The organism is Halanaerobium salsuginis (genome assembly GCF_900114545.1).
GTDB lineage: Bacteria > Bacillota > Halanaerobiia > Halanaerobiales > Halanaerobiaceae > Halanaerobium > Halanaerobium salsuginis.
This window is the reverse complement of sequence record NZ_FOTI01000005.1, coordinates 1-24,202: the sequence shown is the minus strand read 5'-3', so window position 1 is coordinate 24,202 and position 24,202 is coordinate 1. Positions and strand designations below refer to the sequence as shown.

The window sequence follows — 24,202 nt, the reverse complement described above, 5'->3', positions numbered from 1 at the left end:
AGCATATATATCTATTATTAAGAGGGGGTGAAGACGTTAGATGCCTATTATTAAATCTGCTAAAAAGAGAGTTAAAATCACAGAGAAAAAGACTGCTCTTAATCGGGAAAGAAAAGATCGTTTAAAAAATGCAATCCGTGCTATGGAAGATGCAGTTCAAGCTGGGGATAAAGAAGCTGCTGCAGAACAGTTAAAAGAGACTAAAAAGGTCATCGATAAGGCTGTAACAAGAAATATTATTCATAAGAACAACGCAGCCCGCAAAAAATCCCGCCTCACAAAAATGTACAATAATATGTAATAATTAAACTAAACACAAAATGTCCAATGGACATTAAAATATCTAAAAGATAGCTATCTTTTAAATTCCAAAACTCATCCAGCCATGGATGAGTTTTTTTAAGCTTAATTTTTAATAACTAATTGCTTTGAGAATTATCATTTCCAGTGCCATATTCTGTTCGGGATAATAACCAGTTAAAAAATTATAATTAGCCTTTAATATTTCAGCAAGTAATTTCTCTAATTCAAATTGAGTAAAATTTCTGCTGCGCTGTAGAGCTTTTTTAACTGGATATGGATGTTTGTTTAATTCCTGAGCTATTTTTTTATTATCATGAGTAAAATTACTGTAATATTTAACTTGCATTAATAATTCAACCTGATTTTTCAACATTGTTAGCAGATAAAGTGGATAAACTCCCTTACCTAACATTTCTTTTAAACTGAGTAAAGCCTTATCTGTCTTCTTCTCACCAATCAAATCTAAAAACGTAAAGATTTCTTCATCTTCAATAAACTTTTCCCGGCTGATTATCTTTTTTAAATCTTGATAATTCAAAAAATCTTTTTCTGGATAGCAGGTTATTATTTTTTCTATTTCACTCGCTAAAATTTCAAGTCTATTACTAAACATATTTTCTAAAACTTTAAGCGATTGCTGATCAAGTTTCTTGCCAGCCTGATTGAATTGCTTTTTTATCCACTGATCTAAATATCGATAACGCGGAGTTTTAAATTCTTGATAACAGCCTGACTTTTTAATAAGCTGATAAAATTTTCTTCTCTTATCCGGAGTAGTTTCACTAATAAAAACTAAAATAGAATCAGATGCTATTTTACTAATTAACTCAGTCAAGTCTGCTAATTCATTTTTATTAAGTTCATCTGTTAAATTTATTTCACTTATAATGAATCTGCTTGCAGCTCCCATAGGAGGTGTATTAATAGCAGATTTAAGTCTTTTTAGATAATTATCACCAGGTTTAACCAGGCTGAGATTAAAGTCTCTGCTGGCAACAGGTACAAATTTTTCCAGAAATCTTTCTTTAAATTCAGCTCTTAGATAGCTATTCTCAGCTGCAATAAAATAAAGATTTTTCACTTCTTTTTCCCGGGCCATAAATTCACTAATCTCCATCATTTTACCTCCAATTTATTTCTAAAATATTATAATAATAGTTTAACATAAATCAGAGCTAACATAAATAGAAACGCTTTTGTTTAAAGCTAAAAAACGAAAGCTTTCAGCAGTTCAGGTAAGGCCTGACCAATCAGCTTAGATTTTTTTTCTTCTCTTAAAAAAGTTTTAATTTTAAGCTGGCTGCCATTACTTAATACAGTTATTGCTCCATTTTGATCAGTTCTCAAATATTTCAAGTTATATTTATTAAGCCGGGATAATACTTCTGGAGCTGGATGACCAAAATTATTTCTTCCGACTGAAATAACTGTTAAATCTGGTCTAAGATTTTTTAATAATTCAGCACAGCTGGAAGTATTGCTGCCATGATGGCCTGCCTTTAAAATATTAATTTTTTTTAACTTATATTCCCTAATAATCCTCTTTTCCTGACTTGCTGGTAAATCACCAGTAAATAAAAAGCTATTATTTTTATAATTAACTAAAATCACAATAGAATTAGCATTTCTATCAGAACTAATTTTATTAATCAGCGGATTCAAAATACTCAGCTGGCACTGGCCAACTTGCAACTGCTGGCCTGCTGTTAATTTATAAAGTTTTGGCTGCTGATGAGTGCTCAGATAATTATTAAGCCAGACATGATACTTAGCTGGTTTTTTAAAAGGTGGAATAAAAATATTGTTTATCTGTTTGTTTTTTAATAAATAGGGCATCCCTCCGACATGGTCTGCATCAAAATGACTAATTACTAAATAATCAATATTTTTTATACCAAAATGGTCAAGATAAGGAATAATTGTATAAGCAATTCCCATATTATCCTTACCAGGTGGACCTGTATCAATTATCATTTTTTCTCCATTAGGAAATTCAACATATATACCATCACCCTGACCTACAGCCAGATAAGTTACTTTAAGTAACTGTGAATTATTTTGATAACTAAAGATTAATAAACTAATAATAAAAGCAGTTAATACTGTAATCTGCTTTAGCTGCTGGGTTTTTAAAGAAAAATTTATCTGATAATGACGAAAAGTCAAAGGTAAATAAAACAACAGACAATAATAAATAACTACTAAAAATAAAGGTGGGGTTTTAAAAAGCAGCGGCTTTCCCTGCAGCTTAACCATTAAAGTTAACAGAGCAAATGTAATATTAAGTAATTTAGCAGCGAAAATAGCTCCTAAAGAAGCCAGAGTTATATTTAAAAAAGAAATTAAAATTATTATAAATAAAAATGGAAGTAAAAATGAAAAAAGAGGAATTAACCAAATATTAGTTAAAAAAGCTATATAGTTATATTGGTTAAAATAATAAATTGTAATTGCAAAAGCTGCTAATTGAGCTGCTGCTGAAACTGCAAGCAGTGCTGGTAAAAACTTATTTAAAAATGGTGTTAATAGGTAAAGTCCCAGTACAAGCAAATAAGATAATTGTAATGATACTTTAAAGATAGCTGCTGGATCAAAAATCAGATTAATAATTAAAGTTACAGCAAGTAAATTAAGAAAATCAGTATCACGCTTTAACTCTACTGACCATAAATATAATAATGCTAAAGATGCCGCCCTAATAACAGCTGCTGAAGCTCCTATCATTAAAATATAGATAACTAGACATAAGCTTAAAGAAAAAAGTGTCTTTTTACTCTGTTTAAAAAACTTTAAAATAAATTGTTGTAAAGCAAAAACTAAAATTCCAATATGAAGACCAGAAATTGCCAATAAATGGCTAGCACCTGCCCCTCTAAGCAGAGATTTTTCTTTTTTGGCTAGAGCAGATCTTTCTCCAAAAACGACAGCTTTAATTAAAGCCTGGTTTTTATCTTGAAAAAGCAAATCAACTTTATCTAGAAACTTTGATTTCAGTTTTATAATTAATTTTCTATAATCAAAACTAGCAGCTAAAAATTTAATATTGGTAGGCTGCCAACCCTGCAAATAAATTTGCTTTTGTTTTAAGAAATTACGATAAGAAAATCCACCAGGATTTAATTGCTTCTGAGGCAGGCTAAGCTTAAGATATAAGCTGAGCAGATCACCACTATGATAATTATCAAAACAACGTTTTGAAACAATTATTTTACCGTAACGAAAATTATGTTTGTTAAGTTCCTTTACCTTAAGATAGTAATTACTTCCACTTAAATCTCCTGGATCAATCTCTAATCTGGCCTTGACTAGAACTTTAGCTTGAGATTGAAAATTGCTAATTGATTGAGGTGCATAATAACGATAGTTATCTGCGACAAAAGAAAAACTGCCTAGAAAAAATGCCAGTAAGAGCAAGAAGATAAACACAGAATTTCGACTTATTTTTAAATAAAACAAAAAATAAATCAGAACTGCTAATAACTGAACAGTCAAAATTAAATTAAGTAATTTTCAGCTGTTGATAAAAGAAAAACTTATTGTTATTATTTGGTTATTAATGAAATTTATTTAGTCTTTTTGGGGGCAAACCAAATTGATTTATAGCTAACAAAAACTTACTAAATAGAATTCCACTAATTAGAAAAAACAAAATATAAAGAGCTGGTTTATAACGCCATTGCTGCCATAATTTGATTTTCATTAGAGACAGATCTCATCAATAATATTTGCCAGGGTCTTTTCACCAATTCCACTAATATTTAGGAGATCATTTTTATCTGAAAATTTTCCCTGTTGCTTTCTATATTTTAAGATAGCTGCTGCTTTACTGGGCCCAATGCCACTTAGTTTTTCTAGTTCAGCTTGTGAAGCCTGGTTAATATTAATTAGAGGTTGGTTAGTGCTAGTTTGATCTGGATTGGCAGCAATTAAAGCAACCTCTTTTCTACCTGTATCAAGATCCAACTGAGGTAAAACAGGGATAATTACTTTTTCACTATCTCTTAAATCTTGTGCCAAATTAACCTGTGCTAAATCTGCCTGAGCTGTCATACCACCTGCTAACTCAATTAAATCAACTAATCTGGCCTCAGCCGGCAGACTATACACTCCTGGTTTGTTTACTGCTCCTGCTAAATGAACAATTATTGGTTTTTTAGCCTTTTTTGCTGACTTATGAGACGGAGAAATTAATTGCAGCTGTTGATTTTCACTTTCATTTAAATTAATTTCTGATGTAGCTGTCTCATGCAGCCAATTGTTTTGATAAGCTACTCCCAACAATAGTAAAATTATTAGAATAACTTTTTTGTAATTATTTTTTAACAAAATATCCACCTCCTAATAAATATATTATGGATATTTTTATAAATTCCTGCTATTTTTTTACATTTATTACAAAAAATATAGCCAGTTGTAATAAACTGGCTTCATAAAAAATTATAAATTTATAAATTATTGATCTAAATGATCTTTAATTTTCTTTATTATCAAGTCATTTGCTATCTCATTTAATCCACCATGTGGAATAATGATATCTGCCTGATACTTAGTTGGTTCAACAAATTTTTGATGCATTGGCTTAACTGTTCTTAAATATTGGGCTTTAACCGATTCAAAAGTACGATCTCTTTCTTTAATATCACGGCTAATTCTCCTTAAAAGCCTAATATCAGCATCTGTATCAACATATATTTTTAAATCAAGCAAGTCTTTTAAACTTTGATAATGAAAAATAAGTATCCCTTCTACAATAACAATTGGAGCTGGTTTAACTAACTTAGTTTGTTTTAATCTTTCGTTAGTCTTATAAGAATAAAGTGGCCGTTTTATACTTCTGCCGTTCTTTAATTCCTCTAAATGTTTAACTAATAGCTCTGTCTCAAAAGAGTCGGGATGATCAAAATTTATTTTATGATCTGCAACTTTAAAATGACTGCGATCATGATAATAATAGTCATGTTTCAAGATAGTTACATTATCTTGAAAAGATTCTTTTAAAATTCTAGCAAGAGTTGTCTTACCAGAAGCAGTTCCACCTGCTACTCCTATCAAAAGTGAACTCATTTATTTATCCCCTTCATTAATTTTTAAATTCAAGATCTTATATCTGTCAGACATTCTTGACAAATATAATTATTTTTATATAGAATTAATTCTTTAGTACCATCACAAAAAGCACATTTTTTAACACTATCAAGTTCAGAATCTGTTAAATCTTGTTTTCCATAAATTCTTTCTTTAAGCTCTCTAATCATTGCTAATTCTGCATTTAACTTTTCACTTCCAGAATCAATATTTTTATCACTCATCAGCATTTCTTCCCCCTGTTTTAATAAATATCTTTTCTGCGATATCAAGCAATAAATCATCTTGCAGCTGCTTTGGCAAAAAATTACTGGTTTTTATAAATGAAGGTAATTTATTATAAAGAATACTCTCAGCTGGTTTATTCTTTTGACAGACTAAATCCAATAATTCGGCAAAAGTATAAATTTGAAAACGATCAATTTTTTCCGCAGCAGCAAGCTTTTCCAGCAAAGCAATTACTATTTCACTATAAGATGCTGGATAATCAAAGTCTAATATTTCTGCTAGTTTAGGAATCAAGTTTTCCAGAAATGATCTCTGCAGAGGAGCTTCTGGATAAGAAAACTTTTTTAATAAATTAATTTTTATATCTGGATTAATTTTTAGTAAAAAATCAAGAAAATAATCTTCATTTTGATTTAACTTTAGATAATATTTATTTCCCTGTAAATGCTTAAAATATTTTAAAGTATCATAGTAGCCCATCTTTATATTCTTACGCGCATTTGCCTGACTAAAATTAAGCATCCTCCCTAAATTTTCAGAAGGATTTATAAAAATAATTTCTTTTTCTGAATCAACTTTTTTCTCTATTTTACCCAGGCCATAAGTTCTAATTGCAATTATTTTATTATAACCTCGTTTTAAAAGTGTCTTAATTGGCAAGTTCTCATAAAAACCACCATCAATTAAAAGCTGACCATCTATACGCTGTAATTTAAAAGCAGGCAGATAGGCGCTTGCCATTATATAGTCTCTTACTTTACCAGCTGGAATATCATCTAAAAAAAGTTCTAATGGTTTCAATTCACTCAAAGATAATGTTATGATTGCAAAATCAAGTGAAGAAGCTCTTAATAAATCTTCATCAATATTATCAAGTAATATTTCCTGAAAAAATGAATTATCAAGCCCTTTATTTTTAAATACCTGTTTAACTTTATTAATAAAATAAAAAAGATTATTCTGGTTAACACTTAGATTAAATAAGTCTGTTAATTGTTGATCATCAATATTAAGTACTTTTTCAGTAGAGATATTATTCCAGTATTCGTAAGCTAAATCTAATTTACCCTGTACGTACATTGCCCCATTCATCGCCCCAATAGAAGTACCTGCCACAGCAGACACTTTTATTTTAAGCTCTGTTAAAGCTTTTAAGGCTCCTATATGATAAGCTCCTTTGGCTCCTCCCCCTTCGAGTACTAATCCATACAAAAGCATTACCTCCCAGATTAAAGCTTTCTTATTATACCATAGTTAGTTATTATAATAAATAGTTTTAAAACAAAAGATCTCAAAATTAGAAAAAAATAACCACAGCTTTAATAACTGCAGTAATTCCTGAAAATAACCTTAATTTTACAATCAAAATATAATAAAAATAGCTATATTTTACTAATTATTCTGTTTTTCATTTACATAAAATAATTTTATCACTAATTATTTAGAGATTCAAGCCAGAGCTAAAGTTTAGTTTTTAAAACAAAGCTGTTATAATATTATTTTGCAAAATTAAATTTAAGATAAAATTTATAGAAAAAAAGACCTCCTAAATAGGAGGCCTTTTCTATTCTAGACTAATTTATCTAGAATATATGTCGAGGGAATTTCGACAAAATTTATTTAATTGTTTTTACCCAGAGACCTCTTTTATAACCTTTTTTAGAATCAACTTCCAGACAGTTAAAGCCAAGCCCCCGATAAAAATTAATTAATTTTTTATTTTCAAGTGAAGAATAAAGTTGCAAATAATGAGCATTCTCTGATTTTAATCTTGCTATTGCTTTGGTAAATAACATTGTACCCAGACCCTGATTTTGATAATCAGGATGAACAGCAAAACGCTTTAATAAAAATCTTTGCTGACTTATTTCTTCTAGCCTTAAAGAAGCAACTATTTTTTCATCAGCTAATAAAACAAGTACTATATTATTTGCAAGATCATTAATAATATCAGTCAAGTCTTCTGCTAAAGCTGAATTAACAATTTTTTTATTCTGACTATCTATTTTACCATAATTAGCAAATGCCTGCTGCATTAGATTTTTAATTGCTGCTGCATCTGCCCGGGATCCTGATCTACATGGATACTTCTTCTCACTACTAACTGCTGCCATCACTTAGATCACTCCTATTATAAAGTAGCTGTCATTACAGCTTTAATTGTATGCATTCTGTTTTCAGCCTGTTCAAATACTTTTGAATAATCACTCTCAAATACTTCATCTGTTACTTCCATTGCAGTTAATCCATATTTTTCAGCAATCATTTTAGAAGTTTTAGTTTCTAAGTTATGATAAGCTGGTAGACAATGGAGAAAAATAAGTTCTGGATTGTTTGCCTGTTCAACCAGTTTTTTATTTACCTGATAGGGTTTTAATAACTTTATTCTTTCTGCAAATTGAGCTTCTTCTCCCATCGACACCCAGACATCAGTATAAATTGCATCAGCATTTTGGACCCCTGCTGCTGGATCAGCTGTTATTGTAATTTTTGCTCCAGATTCTACTGCTTTTTTTTGAGCTAGTTTTTTTATTTCTCTGGCTGGCCAGAGTTGTTCTGGAGCAGCTATAGTAAGATTAATTCCCATAATAGCGGATCCAATCATTAATGAATTAGCCATATTATTACGGCCATCACCTACATAAACTAGTTTTAAACCAGTTAAGCATCCAAAATTTTCTTGTAAAGTTAAGAAATCAGCCAGAATTTGTGTAGGATGATATAAGTCTGTTAGACCATTCCAGACAGGTACACCTGCATATTTAGCCAGAACTTCTACTGTCTTGTGGCTAAAACCTCGGAATTGAATTCCATCAAACATTCTGCCTAAAACACGTGCTGTATCAGCAACTGACTCTTTTTTGCCAAGTTGAATATCATTTTTACCTAAAAATTCTGGAAAACCACCTTCATCATTAGCAGCTACAGTAAAAGCACATCTTGTTCTAGTCGATGTTTTTTCAAAGATAAGCGCAATATTTTTGCCAACCAACAATTCTCCTCGAATTCCAGCTCGTTTTTTAGCCTTTAAATTATCTGCTAATTGTAGAAGATAATCAATTTCTAACTTAGTAAAATCTTTAAGCGCTAAAAAGCTTCTCCCTTTTAAATTTTGGCCCATTCTACTTCCTCCTTAAATTCTCCAGCCTACTTAAATATAACTCAATTATGTTTTATTACTTTATCAATTTAAATCAATAAATTATAGGGTTAAAAATATTACTATTAATAAAATTTTAAGTAAACAAAGTAAAGTTTTTTAACTAATTTAAACTAACTTAACCCCAGAAAGCAAAAAAACCTCGTTCTCTTCAAAAAAGAGACGAGGATTCTACCCGTGTTGCCACTCTAGTTGCCATTAAAAACTCACTTAAAAGATATTATTAATAGCCGCTCGAAAACTTAACGCGTTTAACGAAACTTCTTACTAATTTCAGAAGTCCTTCTCCCAGGTGCGCTTCAGTATATTTTTCTTACTGGACTCACAGCTGTTCCAGTTTGCTCTAAAGAAAATATATACTTAATCTCCTGCTCGTAGAATTTAAAATTTATTTTTTATTATTATACCCTGCCTTTAACTATAATGCAAGCATTATTAAAAAGTAAAAATATTCTGAATAAACTTAAACGTTAATCAATTTCCATTTTCCCTGTTTAAATCTATATAAAACATAGCTGCCCCTTACTGACCAATCAACAACCATTGCAATCCAGGCTCCTACCAGGCCAAGTCCCAGAGGATGTACTAACAAATAACCTAATAACAATCTGAAAATCCAGGTTGATATAGCTGTAGAATAAAAAACTGCTTTTGTGTCACCAGCCCCCCGTAAGGCACCAGCAAAAATAAAATGAGTCCCCATTGGCAGCTGAGAAAAAGCAATTATTCTTAAATTTAAAGCTGCTTTACTTACTATTGCCGGATCAGAAGTATAAAGTCGAATTAATTGTTCCGGAAAAACTAAAAATATTGCTGCCATAAATCCCATAATTGTTAAACCAATTTTCCAGGCTTCAAAAGTTCCTCTTTCTGAACCAGCTGAATTATTTGCTCCCAAATTTTGTCCAACAATTGTAGTAGCAGCAACAGCAATTCCAAATCCAGGCATATAAGAAATTGATTCTGCATTTAAAGATATTTGATGTGCTGCAAAAGCAGTGGTTCCTAAAGCAGCAATTACTCTGACAAAAAGCAGTTGGGCCAATCTCCTGACCGATTCTTCTAAAGCAGTTGGCAGACCGATTTTCAAAATTCTTTTAATCAAACTAATTTCTGGATGAAAAAATCCAGTGATTTTCATCTTCAAGACACTATAATTAGAAAAAGTAATTAAAAATAAGATTAATCCTCCAATCGAGCGAGCCAGAGTTGTTGATAAAGCTGCACCACTAACTCCAAGAGCTGGAAAACCAAAGTTACCAAATATAAAAATATAATTTCCAACTAAATTAAGCAAATTAACTAGTAAATTCACTTTGAGAGGAGTTTTTGTTTCTCCAGCACCTCTCAAAGCTGCTGTAACAATAAAACCAACTACCATCAGGACAAAACCTGGTGTAATAATCCTTAAATAGGAGGTTCCTAGTTTAATTACTTCTCCACTACCTCCCATTAAGCGCAAAAGTGATGGTGCAAAAATATAGAATAAAGCAGCAAAACTTAAAGAAAATAAAAAAGAAAGCAATAAAGATTGCTGTAAAACTGCTGCTGCCTTTTTATTTTCTTTTGCTCCTGTAAAACGGGAAACTAATGCTGTAGTTCCTACTCCTAAAGCAGATGCTAAAGCTGTAGAAAAAAAGACTGGCTGCATTGTCAAACCAATTGCAGCCACGGCGGAAGCTCCTAACCTGCCAACCATCATCAGATCAACAATTTGAGTGATAGTAGCCAGAGATTGTTCTGCGATTACTGGCCAGGCAAGTTTTAAGATTATTTTTTTAGTAGAACTATTTTCATCTAATAAAACATTATTATCTATGGTCACTTCATCACCTTCAACCCTAAAAAAATAATAAGCTAGATTTTAATCTTCATAATAGAAACCATTGTTGCTCACAACTCGAGTTATTTCAGGATGAAAATAACTTCTTGCTCCTGCCTGATGATCAAAAAATCTTAACATCAGAAAAGATAAAAGAAAGGCAATTGCTGAACCAATTATACCTGCAACCTCAGAATTTGCAACTACAGAATTAAATAAAATATTGCCGGCAAAATAACCAGCTATAATAGCTATTAAAGGTAGTAGATAAACTACAAAAGCAGAAAATAAGACTGGTTTAGAACCCATTTCAAGTTCAACTAAACTGCCAACCTCTGCTCCAATTGGATCATTAACTAAAACTTCCATTTCCTCAACTTCATGAGAATCTTGAGCCAACATACACTTTTTATCACAATGACTACAAGCTGAAGTTTTAATAACCTTAACCAAACTCTGACCAGATTCTTTTTTTACTACTCTGGCTCTTTCTCTCACATTAACACTTCCTCGCTTAAAATAATTTTATAAATTTGAGTAGTTAATAATTACTTGAATTTAATTTATAATTAAACCATTTAACAATATATATTTTAACAAAAAAATTATTTAAAATAAAGCACATTTATTACAACTGCTGCATTTATTAAATAAAAAGCTCTGACAGCGAGGGCATTTAAATGAAATAATTTTTTGCATTTCATAACCACATACAGTACAAACTATTTTTTTAGAAAAAATAGTTTCAGTTAAATTACAATTTTCCACGGTCAGACCTCTTTTCTGTTTAAATTAATTAAAAAATTAAGAAATTAACTATTCCACCAGCTATAAAAGCAATCAGCCAACTGCCAAACCAAATATAAATAGCCTCTTTTAAATTTCTTTCTTTGACCATAATCATCATTGCTGCAATACAGGGAACAAATAAAGTTAAAGTAATTAAAGAAACAGTAACTTGAGCAGGAGACAGAGTAATAGCAGTTAAACCAGCTGCACCAAAATCTCGTCTAATAACTCCCATCACAAAAGCAGTTGCTGTTTGAGCAGGCAGTCCCAACAAATTAACTGTTACTGGAGCTGCAAGTTTAGTGATAAAATCTAATAATCCACTCTTTTTTAAAATAGTTATTAAAGCAGCCCCTAAAACAAAAATAGGACCAGCTTCTTTTATAAAAGCTATTGTTTGCTGATATGTTTTGCTAAATACATTTTTTAACTCTGGTACTCTCATTGGTGGTAGATCAATAATTAAATCACTAGATTCACCTGGTAAAACTTTATTTAAAAAGGTACCAGCTAATACATAGACAACAAAGATTGTCATTAAATAAACTATTATATAAAAAGGTTCAAGCTGAGCAATCAAACCAGCAATTACTCCCAACTGAGCTGAACAGGGAATCGCCAGCCCAAGTAAAAAAATAGAAATTATTCTCTCACGCTTAGTACCAAGTAAACGCGTAGTAATAGTGGCCATTGTAACACAGCCAAAACCAAGCAGCATTGGAATAATTGCCCGCCCATTAAGTCCAATCTTTTGCAGAAGTCGATCAGTTAATACTGCTATCCTGGGTAAATATCCAGAATCCTCCAGTAAAGAAAGTAAGAAATAGAATGCTGCCACTAATGGTAACAAAAGTCCAAAAATATAAGTCACTGCCATAGTTAAAATTCCAAATTCTCCCGCCAAAAGTTCGCCAATAAAATTATTTAACCCAATTGTATTAACTATTAGCTGCTGCATAAAAGGCTCATATATCCCACTAAACAAATAACCTTCTGTAAAATTAACTACTGTCTGAGCTACAAAAACACCGATAAATTGATAAATAAAATATAATAAAATTATAAGAGCAGGTATTGCTGTTAGTGGTTTTAAAAGATAATAACCAACTTGACGAGCTATTTGACTAGAATTTGTCTGGTAAGTAAGTACAGAATCAACTATCTGATCAACCCGCTGCCGACGCGCAGTATAAATTTCTTCCCGTAAATCTTTAAACTTAGCTGCAGCAGTTTTATATTGACAGCGAATATTTTCATCTTCTTCTAAAATCATTACTGCATCAGCTGTATTTTGGCAAAAATCATCAACTTTAATTAACTCAGCAGCCAGTTTTGAATTAAACGCAAAAGTCTTTTTCCCTTTAGCAGCCTTATTTAAAGATGACTTAACAGCTGCTAAACCAGTTCTTTCAGCAGCTGTTGTAGGTATAACTGGTACTCCAAGTTCTTCTTCTAAAAGATCTAAATCAATTTCAATTTTATTTTTAGCAACTTCATCCATCATATTAAGAGCAATAATCATTTTTTTATCTAGATCAATTAATTGTTGGGTTAAAAAAAGATCTCGCTCCAGATGACTAGCATCAACAACATTAATAATCAAATCTGCAGACATAATAAAATCCCTGGCTACTCTTTCCTCATCATTTAAAGAACCAACTCCATAGACTCCAGGAGTATCAAATACAGCAGCTTCATCCATTTTACCACTGCTAATATCGAGAGTAGTACCGGGATAATTTGAAACACTAACATAAATTCCGGTTAAATAATTAAAAAAGATTGACTTACCTACATTAGGATTACCAGCTAAGACAATCTTTTGCTTTGTCTGCAGTTCAACATCTATTTCTACTTGACCGCAGTGACTCATTGAACCATTCCTTTTTCTTTTACTATAATTTTTTCTGCTGTTCTTCTTCCAATTGCAATTTCCTGTAAATTTTTCTTTAAAATAACAGGACCGCCAGGAATCAAACCTGCACATTCAATTTCTGCTCCTTCACTAATACCGAAGCGAAGAGCCTGCAAGCGCACCTTTTTATTTTCTATTTTAGCAATGATAAATTTAGTGCCGGCCTTTATATCAACTAGAGTCATTTCTTCATGCCTCCTGCTAATTGGATTTATACTTGTTTTTACTAAACTAATTATATTGAAAACGATATTCAAAGTCAATCTTTATTTTTCAAAAATATTAGTTTAAAAACACTAGTAAGATTTTAAAAAAATAAATATAGAAGGCGGCCTCAAATGAAGCCACCTTTTTTTAGCTATTTTACTACTAAATTAACTAACTTACCAGGAATATAAATTGTTTTTACCAGTTTGCCTTCAGCTAAATAAGATTTTATTTTTTCTGCTGCCATTACTTTAGCTTTTACTTCCTCTTCACTGATATCTGCTGGCACAGTAATTTTATCTCTTACCTTACCATTAATCTGAATTACAATAGTTAATTCATCTTTTTGCAGTGCCTGGGGATCAAAATCAGGCCACTGTTGAGTATGAATACTGTTTTGGTAAGCTAAAATATGCCAGAGCTCCTCTGTTATAAAAGGGGCAAAAGGTGATAATAATAAAATCATCTTTTCGGCTACCTCTTTAATTAAAGCCTGGTTAGTATCAGCTTTACTACGCTGGTTTAGATAAGAATAAACCTCATTTGTCAACTCCATAATCGCACTAATTGCTGTATTAAAATTAAGTCTTTCACTAATATCTTCAGTTACTTTTTTGATACTAGCATGTAAAGTGCGATATAATTTTTGGGCAGGTTGATCAAATTCAGCTTGATTTAACTCAGCAGGAGCTGTTTTAATTATTTCTAGATTCTCAGTTACAAAACGCCAGACCCTATTCAAGAAACGTTCTGCTCCTTCTACTCCCTGATCACTCCACTCTAAATCTTTCTCTGGGGGAGCTGCAAACAGAATAAATAGTCGAGCTGTATCAGCACCATATTGAGCCAGAATTTCTTTAGGATCAACTACATTCCCTTTCGATTTAGACATTTTAGCCCCATCTTTTAAAACCATGCCCTGAGCCAGCCAGTTAGTAAATGGTTCAATTGCGTCTGTCATTCCCATATCATGCACAACCTTAGTAAAAAAGCGAGCATATAGTAAATGTAAAATGGCATGTTCAATTCCACCTATATATTGATCAACTGGAAACCAGTTATCTACTTTATCTTTAGCAAAAGGTGAACTTTCATTATTTGCATCAGCATAACGCATAAAATACCAGGAAGAATCAACAAATGTATCCATAGTATCAGTTTCTCTAGTCGCTGGGCCACCGCAATGAGGACAGGTTGTATTAACAAAACTCTCCACTTTTTTTAGTGGTGATTCTCCAGTTGGCGAAAATTCTACATCATGAGGTAATTCAACCGGTAATTCTTCTTCCGGAACAGCAACAGTACCACACTTTTTACAATAAACAATTGGAATTGGAGCTCCCCAATAACGCTGCCGAGAAATTAACCAATCACGCAGTCGATAATTTGTTTCTACTTTGACAAAGCCGGCTTCAGAGAAATCAGCTGTCATAGCCTGAAAAGCCTCTTTAACATTCAAACCATTATATTTTCCAGAATTAATCAACTTACCTGAACCGCTATAAGCAGTTTCCATTTCTGCTCCCTGCAGTTCTTGCTCCTGATCTTCTGGCTGAATAACAGCTTTAATTTCTATGCCATATTTACGTGCAAAATCAAAATCACGCTGATCATGAGCCGGAACAGCCATAATTGCTCCAGTTCCATAGCTCATTAAAACATAATTAGCGATATAAATAGGAATCTTTTCTCCATTGACTGGATTAACAGCATAAGCACCTGTAAACAAACCTAATTTTTCCGAATCAGCAGAGGTTCTTTCCATCTCTTTTTGTTTACGAGCTTTTTTAACAAATTCAGCTACTTCGGCTTCTTTTTCTGTTCCAGCAGTTAATTCCGCTACATAAGGATGTTCTGGTGCCAGAACCATATAAGTTGCTCCAAAAAGAGTATCTGGTCTAGTAGTAAATACTTCTAACTCTTTTTCTAGATCTGGAACTTGAAAAGTTACCCGGGCTCCTTCACTACGCCCGATCCAATTTTTCTGCATTATTTTAACTTTTTCAGGCCAATTTTCCAGCAGCTGATGATCATCTAATAATCTTTCTGCATAATCAGTAATTTTAAAGAACCATTGCTCTAAGTCTCGCTGGTCAACTTCAGTTCCACAACGTTCACAGGCACCATTAACTACCTGTTCATTAGCCAGAACTGTCTCGCAACTGGGACACCAATTAACTGTTGATTCTTTTTTATAAGCGAGTTTATTTTTAAACATCTGAACAAAAAACCATTGAGTCCATTTATAATAATCTTCTGCTGCAGTTGTAACCTCCCTATCCCAGTCATAACTCAGCCCAAGAGCCTGCATCTGCTTTTTCATATTAGCAATATTATCCCAGGTCCATTCCTTGGGATGAATATTTCCATTTTTAATCGCTGCATTTTCAGCTGGTAGACCAAATGAATCCCAGCCCATCGGATGAAGCACATTATAACCCTTCATTCTTTTATAACGAGCTATTACATCACCAATTGAATATACTCTAACATGACCCATATGCAGATTACCAGATGGATAAGGAAACATTTCCAGTACATAATAATTTTCTTTCTCAGGATCAACCCCTGTTTTATGTAAATTTGAATCCTCCCATTCTGCAAGCCATTTTTTTTCTACTTCTTGAAATGGATAATAGTCTTGCAAAGATCTTCACTCTCCTCATTTATTAAAATTTAATCTACTTGAACTTAATTACTTTCTTCTTCCCGGGCCAAAATACTTTCTGCATCTGCCCAGAGACGTTCTAGATCATAATATTCTCGTTCTCTTTTTTGAAAAACATGGACTATAATATCAGCATAGTCAAGCAGTACCCAGCGGGCCTCATTCATGCCAGCTACCCGACGCGGCTCAATGCCTGCTTCTGACAATTTATCTTCAATAGCATGAGCCACAGCTCTTACTTGTTTATCAGAATTAGCGCTACAAATAACAAAATAATCAGCAATTACAGTTAACCCCTGCACATCAAGTACTTCTATCTCAAATGCTTTTTTATCATCAGCTGCTTCAGCAGCAAGCAAAGCAGTTTCTTTAATTGTTAAATTTGCCATTAATAATTAACCTCCTTTAGCAACTTACTCAATTTCACTATAATTCTTTCCTACAATAACCTTAATTGTTCCACTAGATTGTTGAGCTGGGTTATCAAGAAAAACCAATTTTCCTTTTAATAATTCGCTCAGTTTAGCAGCTGTTTCTTTATCTTCATGGTGGTAATAAGTAACTACTGATTGTTGATAGTCAAATTCAGCAGCATTGCCAACTTCAGCAATTGAAAAGCCATATTTGCTCAATAAACTGGCTGTATTACCAGCAACTCCTGCCTGGCCAGCACCATTTAAAACTATTAAATTATAATTTTCGTTATTTAGATATGATTTATTTCTAATCAAATTATCTACCATAATTCGAGTTGATCTTTTATCAGGTACCCAATAACTAATTCCATTAATATATTTAGGTTCACCTGGCAGCATTTTAATCTCCACATCGGACATGTTAATATCTTTTGCTGTATTCAGAAAAGGAGTAATATCAGTCAGTGGAACATTGGTATTTACTGCTTCTTTTACTTCTTTTAAAATCCCAGGAATTTTAGGAATTATTGTTGGAGAAAGTGCTTTAGCCATGACAGCATCAATAAATTTCTGCTGCCGTTTTATCCGACCAATATCACCACTCAAGTCACGATAACGCACATATTGAAGAGCCTGTTTCCCATTTAGGGTCTGTTTGCCCTGCTGCAGATTAATATAAAGACCACCGGCCTTATCTACATAATGAAGATCATGAGCTATATCAAGCTCAATTCCACCCAGGCGATCAATTATTTTTTCAAAACCTCTAAAATTTGTTTCCACAAAATAATCTACTTTGATATCTAATAATTCCTCAACAGTTGCCTGGGTAAGCTTAATACCACCATAAACATGAGAAGAATTAAGTTTAGTAAATTTTTTATCAGGTAAATCGACATATGTATCTCGCGGCAAAAACACAATTCCCGCTTTATTTCTGTCCACATCAAGACTAATCAAAATCATAGTATCAGCCCGGGGACTACCATTAACACTCGAATCATAACCAACCGCTAAAATATTAATTTTATTATCAGTAAAAGGACCTTTAGAAATTTTACTTAAATCATCATTTAAAACAAAGGGTATTGAAATACCAATTATGACCAGAAAAATAATTAAAGCTATATATTTCCAGTCAGTTAATTTTTCTAGCATCTACAAATCACTTCTCTTTTATTAATTTATTGCGGAGATTGTTTGAATATGGGTGAATAAAATTATCCTGCTTAAGCTGATATTCAATAACTCGACTTACAATTAAATATAATCCCCTTTTAAAATCAAGTTTTACAGCTTCTCGCAGCTGATCTATCCCCTCAAAATCACGTCCTTCAGCAATAAAGTCAGCTGTATAAATCAGCTGGGCCAATTTACCCATTTGTGGATGACCAAGGGTATGAAAGCGAATTGCTTCCAGGATTTCTCTATCTTTAATCTTATACTTTTTTTCAGCAATCACTGCTCCTGCTGGAGCATGTAAAACTGGCAATATACTTAACTCAAGCTGATCAACCTGCCAGTCTGAATCAGCAATTAAAGCCTTCATTTCTGCAGCTGTTTTATTTTTAGCAATATCATGTAGCAAAGCAGCCGCTTTAGCTTTTTTAAGATCTATACTTAATTGTTCTGATAAAGAAATCGCAGCCTCTAAAACTGCCTGGGTATGACGAAATCTTTCTTCACCCAGTTCATTTTTTAAATCTTCAATACTAAAAGGAATCATTTCTAAATTTATTTCCTTATTTTCCACAATCCTCACCTTCTTAAAATAATCAAGCATTTTACTAACTAACAATTAACTTTATCGATACTTTTGCTTATTTATAAGCCTAATTATCTATATAAAGAATTACTAATTATATACCTGTATATTTTGGCTGGTGTTAAATAACGAATAGAACGTTGAGCTGCTAATTCCTGCCGAATAAAAGAAGAAGAAATCTCAACATTAATTCCCTGATGAAGCAAAATATTAGCCAAAAAAGGTTGATAACGTTTATCCTGTAAAATATCCTGCAGAGAATAACCTGGGCGATTAAAAACAATAAATTTACCATTAGTTAAAAGATATTCAGTTTTTTTCCACTTAAATATATCAGCCAGCGAATCAGCTCCAATAATAAAAAAAACTTCCTCTGCTGCAAGTTGAGGAACAAATTTTTTAAGAGTTAAAGCTGTATAAGAATAACCCGGCTGTTTTAATTCCCAATCAGAAAGTTCAAAGTTATCATTAGTGACAATCTCCAGTTCTAACATTTTAAACCGATGCAAAGCTGATGAAATTGGGCTACTTTTTTTATGTGGGGGCCTACCAGCAGGCATAAAAATTATTTTTTCTAAATTAAATTTATTTTTAATCTGTTCTGCTAGAATAAAATGACCTAAATGAGGAGGATCAAAAGTACCTCCAAAAATAGCCACCCGTTTATTTTTCATCTCATTCACCTCTAATTTCATACATCTTTAATTATAAATTATTTATTGACAGCTTGCAAGTTAAAGCTGGAATTAAACAATTTTGCTAGTCAGGTAAGACTTGTCTAGCAATTTCTACAGCTGCTCGAGCATCTCTTGCATAAAAATCAGCTGCTATTAGTTCAGCATAGTCAGCAGTCAAGACTGCTCCCCCAACCATTATTTTGCATTCTGGTGCTGCCTGTTTGACTGCAGCAATGGCCTGTTCCATATTTTTTACTGTAGTTGTCATTAAAGCACTCAAACCAAGCAGTTTAACTTTTGATTCCAGAACAGCTTTAACAATTTCTGTGCTGCCAACATTGCGTCCTAAATCTATAACTTGATAGCCATAATTTTCCAGGACGGTTTTGACAATATTTTTACCAATATCATGAACATCACCTTTAACAGTTGCCATAACAATTTTTCCTTTTGAAATATCAGCTGTTCCCTGTTTTGCCAGTTGGGTTTTCAAAACAGTAAAAGCCGCTTTAACTGTCTCAGCAGATTGAACAAGCTGAGGCAAAAATATTTTTCCCTGGTCATAGCGTTCACCAACAATATCCAGGGCTGGAATTAAATATTGATTAACTATTGTAAGTGCATCATACTGCTTGAGTAAATCTCCAGTTAAATTAGCCGACTGCTGTTTAAGTCCTTTAATAATTGCTGTTTTTAAATTCTGCTGTTCAATTTCTAGTTTTGCTGGCTGCTGATTTGAATTAGCTTGTTTATTTTGTTGAGCAGTCATAAATTCTATATATTTACTCGCACCCTGATCCTGATTATTAAGCACAGCAGCTGCTTTAATATTAAGCATCATTTCTTGATCATTAGGATCAATAATTGGTAAATTAAGACCTTGAAAAAGCGCCATTGTTAAAAAATTTCTATTTAAAAGTGATCTTTCTGGTAAACCGAAAGAAACATTTGAAACTCCCAGAGTAGTTTTTACACCTAAATCATTTTTAACCATTTTTAAGGCTTTAAGTGTCTCTTTAACTCCTGCCTGCTGAGCAGAAGCGGTTAGCGTTAAACAATCAATAATAATTTTTTCTCTTTTAATTCCATATTCAGCGGCTGTTTCTATAATTCTTTTGGCAATTGCAAATCTTCCTTCAGCTGTAGCTGGGATACCATTTTCATCCATTGTCAGACCAATAACAGCTGCACCATATTTTTTGACTGCTGGCAAAACAGCTTGCATTACTTCTGCTTCTCCATTAACTGAATTAACAATTGCTATTCCATTATAATAACGAAGAGCAGCTGCAATAACTTCTGGCTGACTAGAATCAATCTGCAATGGAACATCAAGTATTGACTGCAGTTCCAGAATGCTTTTAAGCATCACTGCTTTTTCATCAATATCAGGCAGGCCAAGATTAAGATCAAGAATTGCTGCTCCAGCTTCAACCTGTACTGCTGCAGTAGTGAGCAAATAATCAAAGCTGCCATTTCTTAATTCCTGTTTAAATTGTTCTTTACCTGTTGGATTAATTCTTTCCCCCACTACATTAACTCCAGCCAGATTAACTACTTGTGAAGGTGAACAAACAATACTTCTGCTTGTAATTTGTCTTGTTTTAACTTTTTGTTGTTTCATCTCTGCTGCAATTAATTTAATAAATTCGGGAGTAGTACCACAACAGCCACCTATAACAGCAAGTCCCTGCTGATAAAGCCTCAGCAAAGGCTGTAAATATTCAGTTGGAGTTATTTTAAAAACTGTCTGGCCTGCTTCTACAACAGGCAGACCAGCATTGGCCTGTAAAATAACTGGCAGTTCTGTTTGACGAAGGATTTTAGTGACAAGTGGTTCTAATTTAGTCGGTCCAAGTGAGCAATTTAACCCCAGGGCATCTACTCCCAACCCTTCTAGAACAGCAACCATGGCTTCAATACTGCCTCCTGTAAATGTACGGCCATCTTCTTCAAAGGTTAGAGTGCAAAAAATAGGTAGATCTGAGTTTTCTTTAACTGCTAAAACTGCAGCTCTTGCCTCATAAAGATCAGCAATTGTTTCAATTATAACTAGATCAGCCCCAGCCTTTTTACCAGCTATAAGCTGTTCTTTATAAAGCTGATAAGCTTCATCAAACTTAAGACTCCCCATTGGTTCAAGAAGTTCTCCCAGAGGGCCTAAATCCAGAGCAACTAAAGCATCGCGATTTATTTCTTCTCTCGCCTGCTGAGCATTCTTAATTCCAGCTGTAATCAATTCTGCTGCGGTATATCCAGTATCAGCTAATTTTAAAGAGTTTGCTCCAAAAGTATTAGCTGTTATAATTTCTGCTCCAGCTTTTAAATAACTTTTATGAATATCAATAATTTCATTTTTTTCTTCTAGATTTAATTTTTCAGGAATATCACCTGCTTTTAAACCACGCTGTTGTAAAACAGTTCCCATTGCTCCATCAAAAATAATTATCTGCTGACCAAGTTTAGCTTTTAAGTCCACAATAAATACCTCTCTTCCTTAAATCACACTCTCCTGCTAAAAGACAATGTTGGCAATTTTGTGCTTCAAATTGCTGAAGCGCTATTTTTTTTGAATCAAATTTTCGTTTAGATTGATTATTATTAACCGTTTTAGAACTTTGCTCAGTAGAAACAACTCCTATTATCGCTGTAACTGATTTAGCTGGTAATAATATATTATACTTGGAAGCAGTTAAACCTATTTTTTTGGGAGCTTTTAAAACTTGTAAAAATTCTGACTGAATAGAAATATCAAGATCTCCATAACCAGGACTATAGCGAAAAGTTAATTGCTTTTCCTCTTTTTGATCTGAATTGGAGCTCAAATTCTGTTTAATTTCTTTTTCTATTTGATCACAACCATATTCGATTGCAGTAGTCGCACAGGCATCAAAAACAAGTGATTTAGTAACTGAAATTTTTTCATAATAGGCTATTTTTTTATCAATTAATGGCCCCAGAGTAGCTGCCATCAAATAAACTTCCGCTGCTCCTGCTAAATGCTTTAAAATACTATTTCCTTTTAAAATAAGAGTTGTCCCAAGCACTTTGAGTTTATTATCTTTTAAAACCAGAGGAAATTTTTGATATAAATATCTAAATCTAATCAGCTCTTTAATTTCTGTAATAGATTCTAAAATCAAACGTTCAATATTGGCATCTTTTAACTTTTCATCTGCCTGCAGATAATGTAAAATATCTGATCTTTTAAATTGAATTTCCATCTTAGTGCTCCTTATCTAGAGAGGGCGAATTTTTCTGCCTATTTTTCAACCCGTTAATGTGAGAAATTAGTGAGCCAACTGCTGACTTAATTCTTTTAGCTACATAAGGATTATTCATCGTATATAAATGAATACCATCAACTTCACTAGAAATAAGATCAACAATTTGTTCAATTGCATAGGCAATACCGGCATCTTGCAGTGCTACTGGATTATCTTGGTATTTCAGCATAATTCTTTTGAACTTTTCTGGAAAATAAGCACCAGAAAGTTCTATTATTTTCCCAACCTGTTTTTTATTTATAACTGGCATTATTCCTGCTTCTATAGGAATCTTAATCCCATAATTGTTTGCTTGCTCTCTAAACCTATAAAAAAGAGAGTTGTCAAAAAACATTTGAGTTATTAAGTAATCAACCCCAGCTTCAACTTTATATTTGAGATGATTAAGATCTTCCTGCATATTCTGGGCTTCTAGATGTCCTTCTGGATAACAAGCAGCAGCAACTCCAAAGTCATTACTTTGCTTAATTTGTTCTATTAGCTGCCAGGCATGAGTATAATCTCCCTGAATTTCCCCTGAAATAGGTTTGTCACCTCTTAAAGCTAAAATATTTTCAATTTTATTATTCTTTAGTTCTGTCATAATCCGATCTATATTCTGGGGTGATGAGTTAATACATGTTAAATGAGCCAGAGCTTCTATATCATACTTTTCTTTTAATAAAGTAGATAACTCAACTGTCCTATTTTTTTTAATTGCCCCTCCTGCACCATAAGTAACACTAATATAATCTGGATCAATATCTTTTAGTTCTGCTAAAGTCTGATAAATATTTTCTATTGCTACCTCAGGACTCGGTGGAAACACCTCGAGCGAAAAAACAACTTGCTTAGTCTCAAAAATATCTTTAATTCGCATTACATCCTCCTTATCTACTCAAGTTCTCTGCCTAAATAATAGGTTTAAATTAAAAAAACCACTTCTAAGTAGAAGTGGTCAGCACGACTACTTATCTCTCAGGTTATAATCCTGCTGGATTTAGCACCGGGCAGCAAAACTGCTGGTTGCTGGGTTTCACAGGGCCAGATCCCTCCACCACTCTTGATAAGAAATATTTAAATTATTGAATTAGATTTAAATAGCTAGTCTAATCTATTAAATTTAATGTAATTTGTATTTTTAATAACTTTACCATATTAATCCCCAGCTGTCAAGGTTCTTAGCTTAATATCAGGCATTTTCAATTCTTTATCTGCTTGAAAACAATTTACAGAAAAAATTTTAATTAACTTAAATTAATAACTATCAAATCATCAGTTAACAATTAAATAATTAATTTTCTTTTACTTATTGAAATGAGTTTCCCCATTTTTTAAAATAGCAAAAACTAGCCTTACCGTCATAATGGTAAAGAGAGCCTTAATCTCTTTTGTGATCGTCGTTTTTTGTAATAACTCTTTAAAAAAGAAGCTATTCCAGTATAAGATTTAGCCAGTATTTCTCTGATTCCATCAGCCAAAGCATAGTATTCAAAGTCTGGTATATTAAATATTCTTTCTGAAACTTTCTTAACAAACACTCTAAGCTTAGTCTTTTTCTGATTGGAAAAAAGAGCTAAAAATCCTATGGCTATTGATAAAATTAAATCTAAATTTCTGATTTTCTTTAATGATCTAACTCTAAAGTTTTCAAAGTCAAATTTTTGTTTTTTAAACCTAAAATATTCTTCAATTCTCCATCTTTTAATATACGCTTTTAAAACTGCCAGAGTAAGTCGCTTAGAATTAGGATTTAAGTTTGTTATAATCATAGTTGGATTAATACCATGTCCTCTGACAATTACCATAGTTAATTCAGTATCTTTTAAAGCAGGTAATTTAATTGGAGCATAGCTGAATTTTAGCTTTCGCTCTTTGTTGTTCTGATTTCTATAACGGTA

23 protein-coding genes, 1 riboswitch and 1 other annotated feature are annotated in these 24,202 nt (G+C 32.5%); of the genes, 1 reads left to right on the top strand and 22 read right to left on the bottom strand.

What is annotated here, in order from left to right; genetic code table 11:
* Positions 1-40: 40 nt before the first annotated feature.
* Entirely contained in the window at positions 41-301 is a 261-nt protein-coding gene (rpsT, locus tag BMZ74_RS03080; protein ID WP_089859538.1) for a 30S ribosomal protein S20, read from the top strand.
* Between the two features lie 111 nt (positions 302-412).
* Here rpsT and holA read toward each other — a convergent pair whose 3' ends face one another.
* The 22 genes from holA to BMZ74_RS02975 all read right to left on the bottom strand — a co-directional run.
* Positions 413-1,420 carry a DNA polymerase III subunit delta gene (gene holA / locus BMZ74_RS03075; protein WP_089859534.1) on the bottom strand — a complete coding sequence of 336 codons (1,008 nt, stop codon included), beginning with the start codon at positions 1,418-1,420 and terminating at the stop codon, positions 413-415.
* Positions 1,421-1,509: 89 nt separating this feature from the next.
* Positions 1,510-3,795: a DNA internalization-related competence protein ComEC/Rec2 gene (locus tag BMZ74_RS03070; RefSeq protein ID WP_177181350.1), complete on the bottom strand. Its 2,286-nt coding sequence runs from the start codon at positions 3,793-3,795 to the stop codon at positions 1,510-1,512.
* Positions 3,796-4,002: 207 nt separating this feature from the next.
* Positions 4,003-4,629 carry a helix-hairpin-helix domain-containing protein gene (locus tag BMZ74_RS03065; RefSeq protein ID WP_177181349.1) on the bottom strand — a complete coding sequence of 209 codons (627 nt, stop codon included), beginning with the start codon at positions 4,627-4,629 and terminating at the stop codon, positions 4,003-4,005.
* A 126-nt stretch (positions 4,630-4,755) separates the two neighbouring features.
* The gene (gene udk, locus BMZ74_RS03060; RefSeq protein ID WP_089859525.1) at positions 4,756-5,367 is read right to left on the bottom strand and encodes a uridine kinase; all 612 of its coding nucleotides are present in this window, start codon (positions 5,365-5,367) and stop codon (positions 4,756-4,758) included.
* Between the two features lie 29 nt (positions 5,368-5,396).
* Positions 5,397-5,612, bottom strand: a complete 216-nt coding sequence (locus BMZ74_RS03055; RefSeq protein WP_089859522.1) for a hypothetical protein — start codon at positions 5,610-5,612, stop codon at positions 5,397-5,399.
* Entirely contained in the window at positions 5,605-6,828 is a 1,224-nt protein-coding gene (locus tag BMZ74_RS03050) for a patatin-like phospholipase family protein (RefSeq protein WP_089859519.1), read from the bottom strand. Before BMZ74_RS03050 ends, BMZ74_RS03055 begins: the two co-directional genes overlap by 8 nt.
* A 404-nt stretch (positions 6,829-7,232) precedes the next feature.
* On the bottom strand, positions 7,233-7,730 hold the full coding sequence (locus BMZ74_RS03045) for a GNAT family N-acetyltransferase (RefSeq protein WP_245750799.1): 498 nt from the start codon (positions 7,728-7,730) through the stop codon (positions 7,233-7,235).
* Positions 7,731-7,747: 17 nt separating this feature from the next.
* Positions 7,748-8,737, bottom strand: coding sequence for an ornithine carbamoyltransferase (argF, locus tag BMZ74_RS03040; protein ID WP_089859514.1), 990 nt, complete (start codon positions 8,735-8,737; stop codon positions 7,748-7,750).
* A 194-nt stretch (positions 8,738-8,931) separates the two neighbouring features.
* Positions 8,932-9,161, bottom strand: a binding site (T-box leader).
* A 78-nt stretch (positions 9,162-9,239) separates the two neighbouring features.
* Positions 9,240-10,601: an MATE family efflux transporter gene (locus BMZ74_RS03035; RefSeq protein WP_089859511.1), complete on the bottom strand. Its 1,362-nt coding sequence runs from the start codon at positions 10,599-10,601 to the stop codon at positions 9,240-9,242.
* A gap of 39 nt (positions 10,602-10,640) precedes the next feature.
* Positions 10,641-11,096: a SoxR reducing system RseC family protein gene (locus BMZ74_RS03030; RefSeq protein ID WP_089859508.1), complete on the bottom strand. Its 456-nt coding sequence runs from the start codon at positions 11,094-11,096 to the stop codon at positions 10,641-10,643.
* Positions 11,097-11,207: 111 nt separating this feature from the next.
* The gene (locus BMZ74_RS14460; protein WP_177181348.1) at positions 11,208-11,366 is read right to left on the bottom strand and encodes a hypothetical protein; all 159 of its coding nucleotides are present in this window, start codon (positions 11,364-11,366) and stop codon (positions 11,208-11,210) included.
* A gap of 28 nt (positions 11,367-11,394) precedes the next feature.
* The gene (gene feoB / locus BMZ74_RS03025; RefSeq protein WP_089859505.1) at positions 11,395-13,260 is read right to left on the bottom strand and encodes a ferrous iron transport protein B; all 1,866 of its coding nucleotides are present in this window, start codon (positions 13,258-13,260) and stop codon (positions 11,395-11,397) included.
* Positions 13,257-13,487 (bottom strand): FeoA family protein, encoded by a 231-nt coding sequence (locus BMZ74_RS03020; RefSeq protein WP_089859503.1) that lies wholly within the window; start codon positions 13,485-13,487, stop codon positions 13,257-13,259. Before BMZ74_RS03020 ends, feoB begins: the two co-directional genes overlap by 4 nt.
* Before the next feature lie 173 nt (positions 13,488-13,660).
* Positions 13,661-16,156, bottom strand: coding sequence for a leucine--tRNA ligase (gene leuS, locus BMZ74_RS03015; protein WP_089859500.1), 2,496 nt, complete (start codon positions 16,154-16,156; stop codon positions 13,661-13,663).
* Positions 16,157-16,200: 44 nt separating this feature from the next.
* Positions 16,201-16,566: a ribosome silencing factor gene (gene rsfS, locus BMZ74_RS03010; protein ID WP_089859497.1), complete on the bottom strand. Its 366-nt coding sequence runs from the start codon at positions 16,564-16,566 to the stop codon at positions 16,201-16,203.
* 24 nt (positions 16,567-16,590) lie between these two features.
* A complete protein-coding gene (locus BMZ74_RS03005; protein WP_089859494.1) occupies positions 16,591-17,751 on the bottom strand; it encodes an LCP family protein in 1,161 nt (386 codons plus the stop codon).
* Between the two features lie 7 nt (positions 17,752-17,758).
* On the bottom strand, positions 17,759-18,346 hold the full coding sequence (yqeK, locus tag BMZ74_RS03000) for a bis(5'-nucleosyl)-tetraphosphatase (symmetrical) YqeK (protein ID WP_245750798.1): 588 nt from the start codon (positions 18,344-18,346) through the stop codon (positions 17,759-17,761).
* Positions 18,347-18,429: 83 nt separating this feature from the next.
* Positions 18,430-19,032, bottom strand: a complete 603-nt coding sequence (gene nadD, locus BMZ74_RS02995) for a nicotinate-nucleotide adenylyltransferase (protein ID WP_089859492.1) — start codon at positions 19,030-19,032, stop codon at positions 18,430-18,432.
* Between the two features lie 85 nt (positions 19,033-19,117).
* A complete protein-coding gene (locus BMZ74_RS02990; RefSeq protein ID WP_089859489.1) occupies positions 19,118-21,514 on the bottom strand; it encodes a homocysteine S-methyltransferase family protein in 2,397 nt (798 codons plus the stop codon).
* On the bottom strand, positions 21,498-22,259 hold the full coding sequence (locus tag BMZ74_RS02985; RefSeq protein ID WP_089859486.1) for a Vitamin B12 dependent methionine synthase activation subunit: 762 nt from the start codon (positions 22,257-22,259) through the stop codon (positions 21,498-21,500). Before BMZ74_RS02985 ends, BMZ74_RS02990 begins: the two co-directional genes overlap by 17 nt.
* 1 nt (position 22,260) lies before the next feature.
* Complete coding sequence (metF, locus tag BMZ74_RS02980; RefSeq protein ID WP_089859483.1) at positions 22,261-23,181, bottom strand: methylenetetrahydrofolate reductase [NAD(P)H]; 921 nt, start codon at positions 23,179-23,181, stop codon at positions 22,261-22,263.
* 88 nt (positions 23,182-23,269) lie between these two features.
* A riboswitch (SAM riboswitch) is annotated at positions 23,270-23,374 on the bottom strand.
* A gap of 288 nt (positions 23,375-23,662) precedes the next feature.
* On the bottom strand, positions 23,663-24,202 hold a 540-nt coding region (locus BMZ74_RS02975), incomplete at its 5' end, for a transposase (protein WP_143070139.1).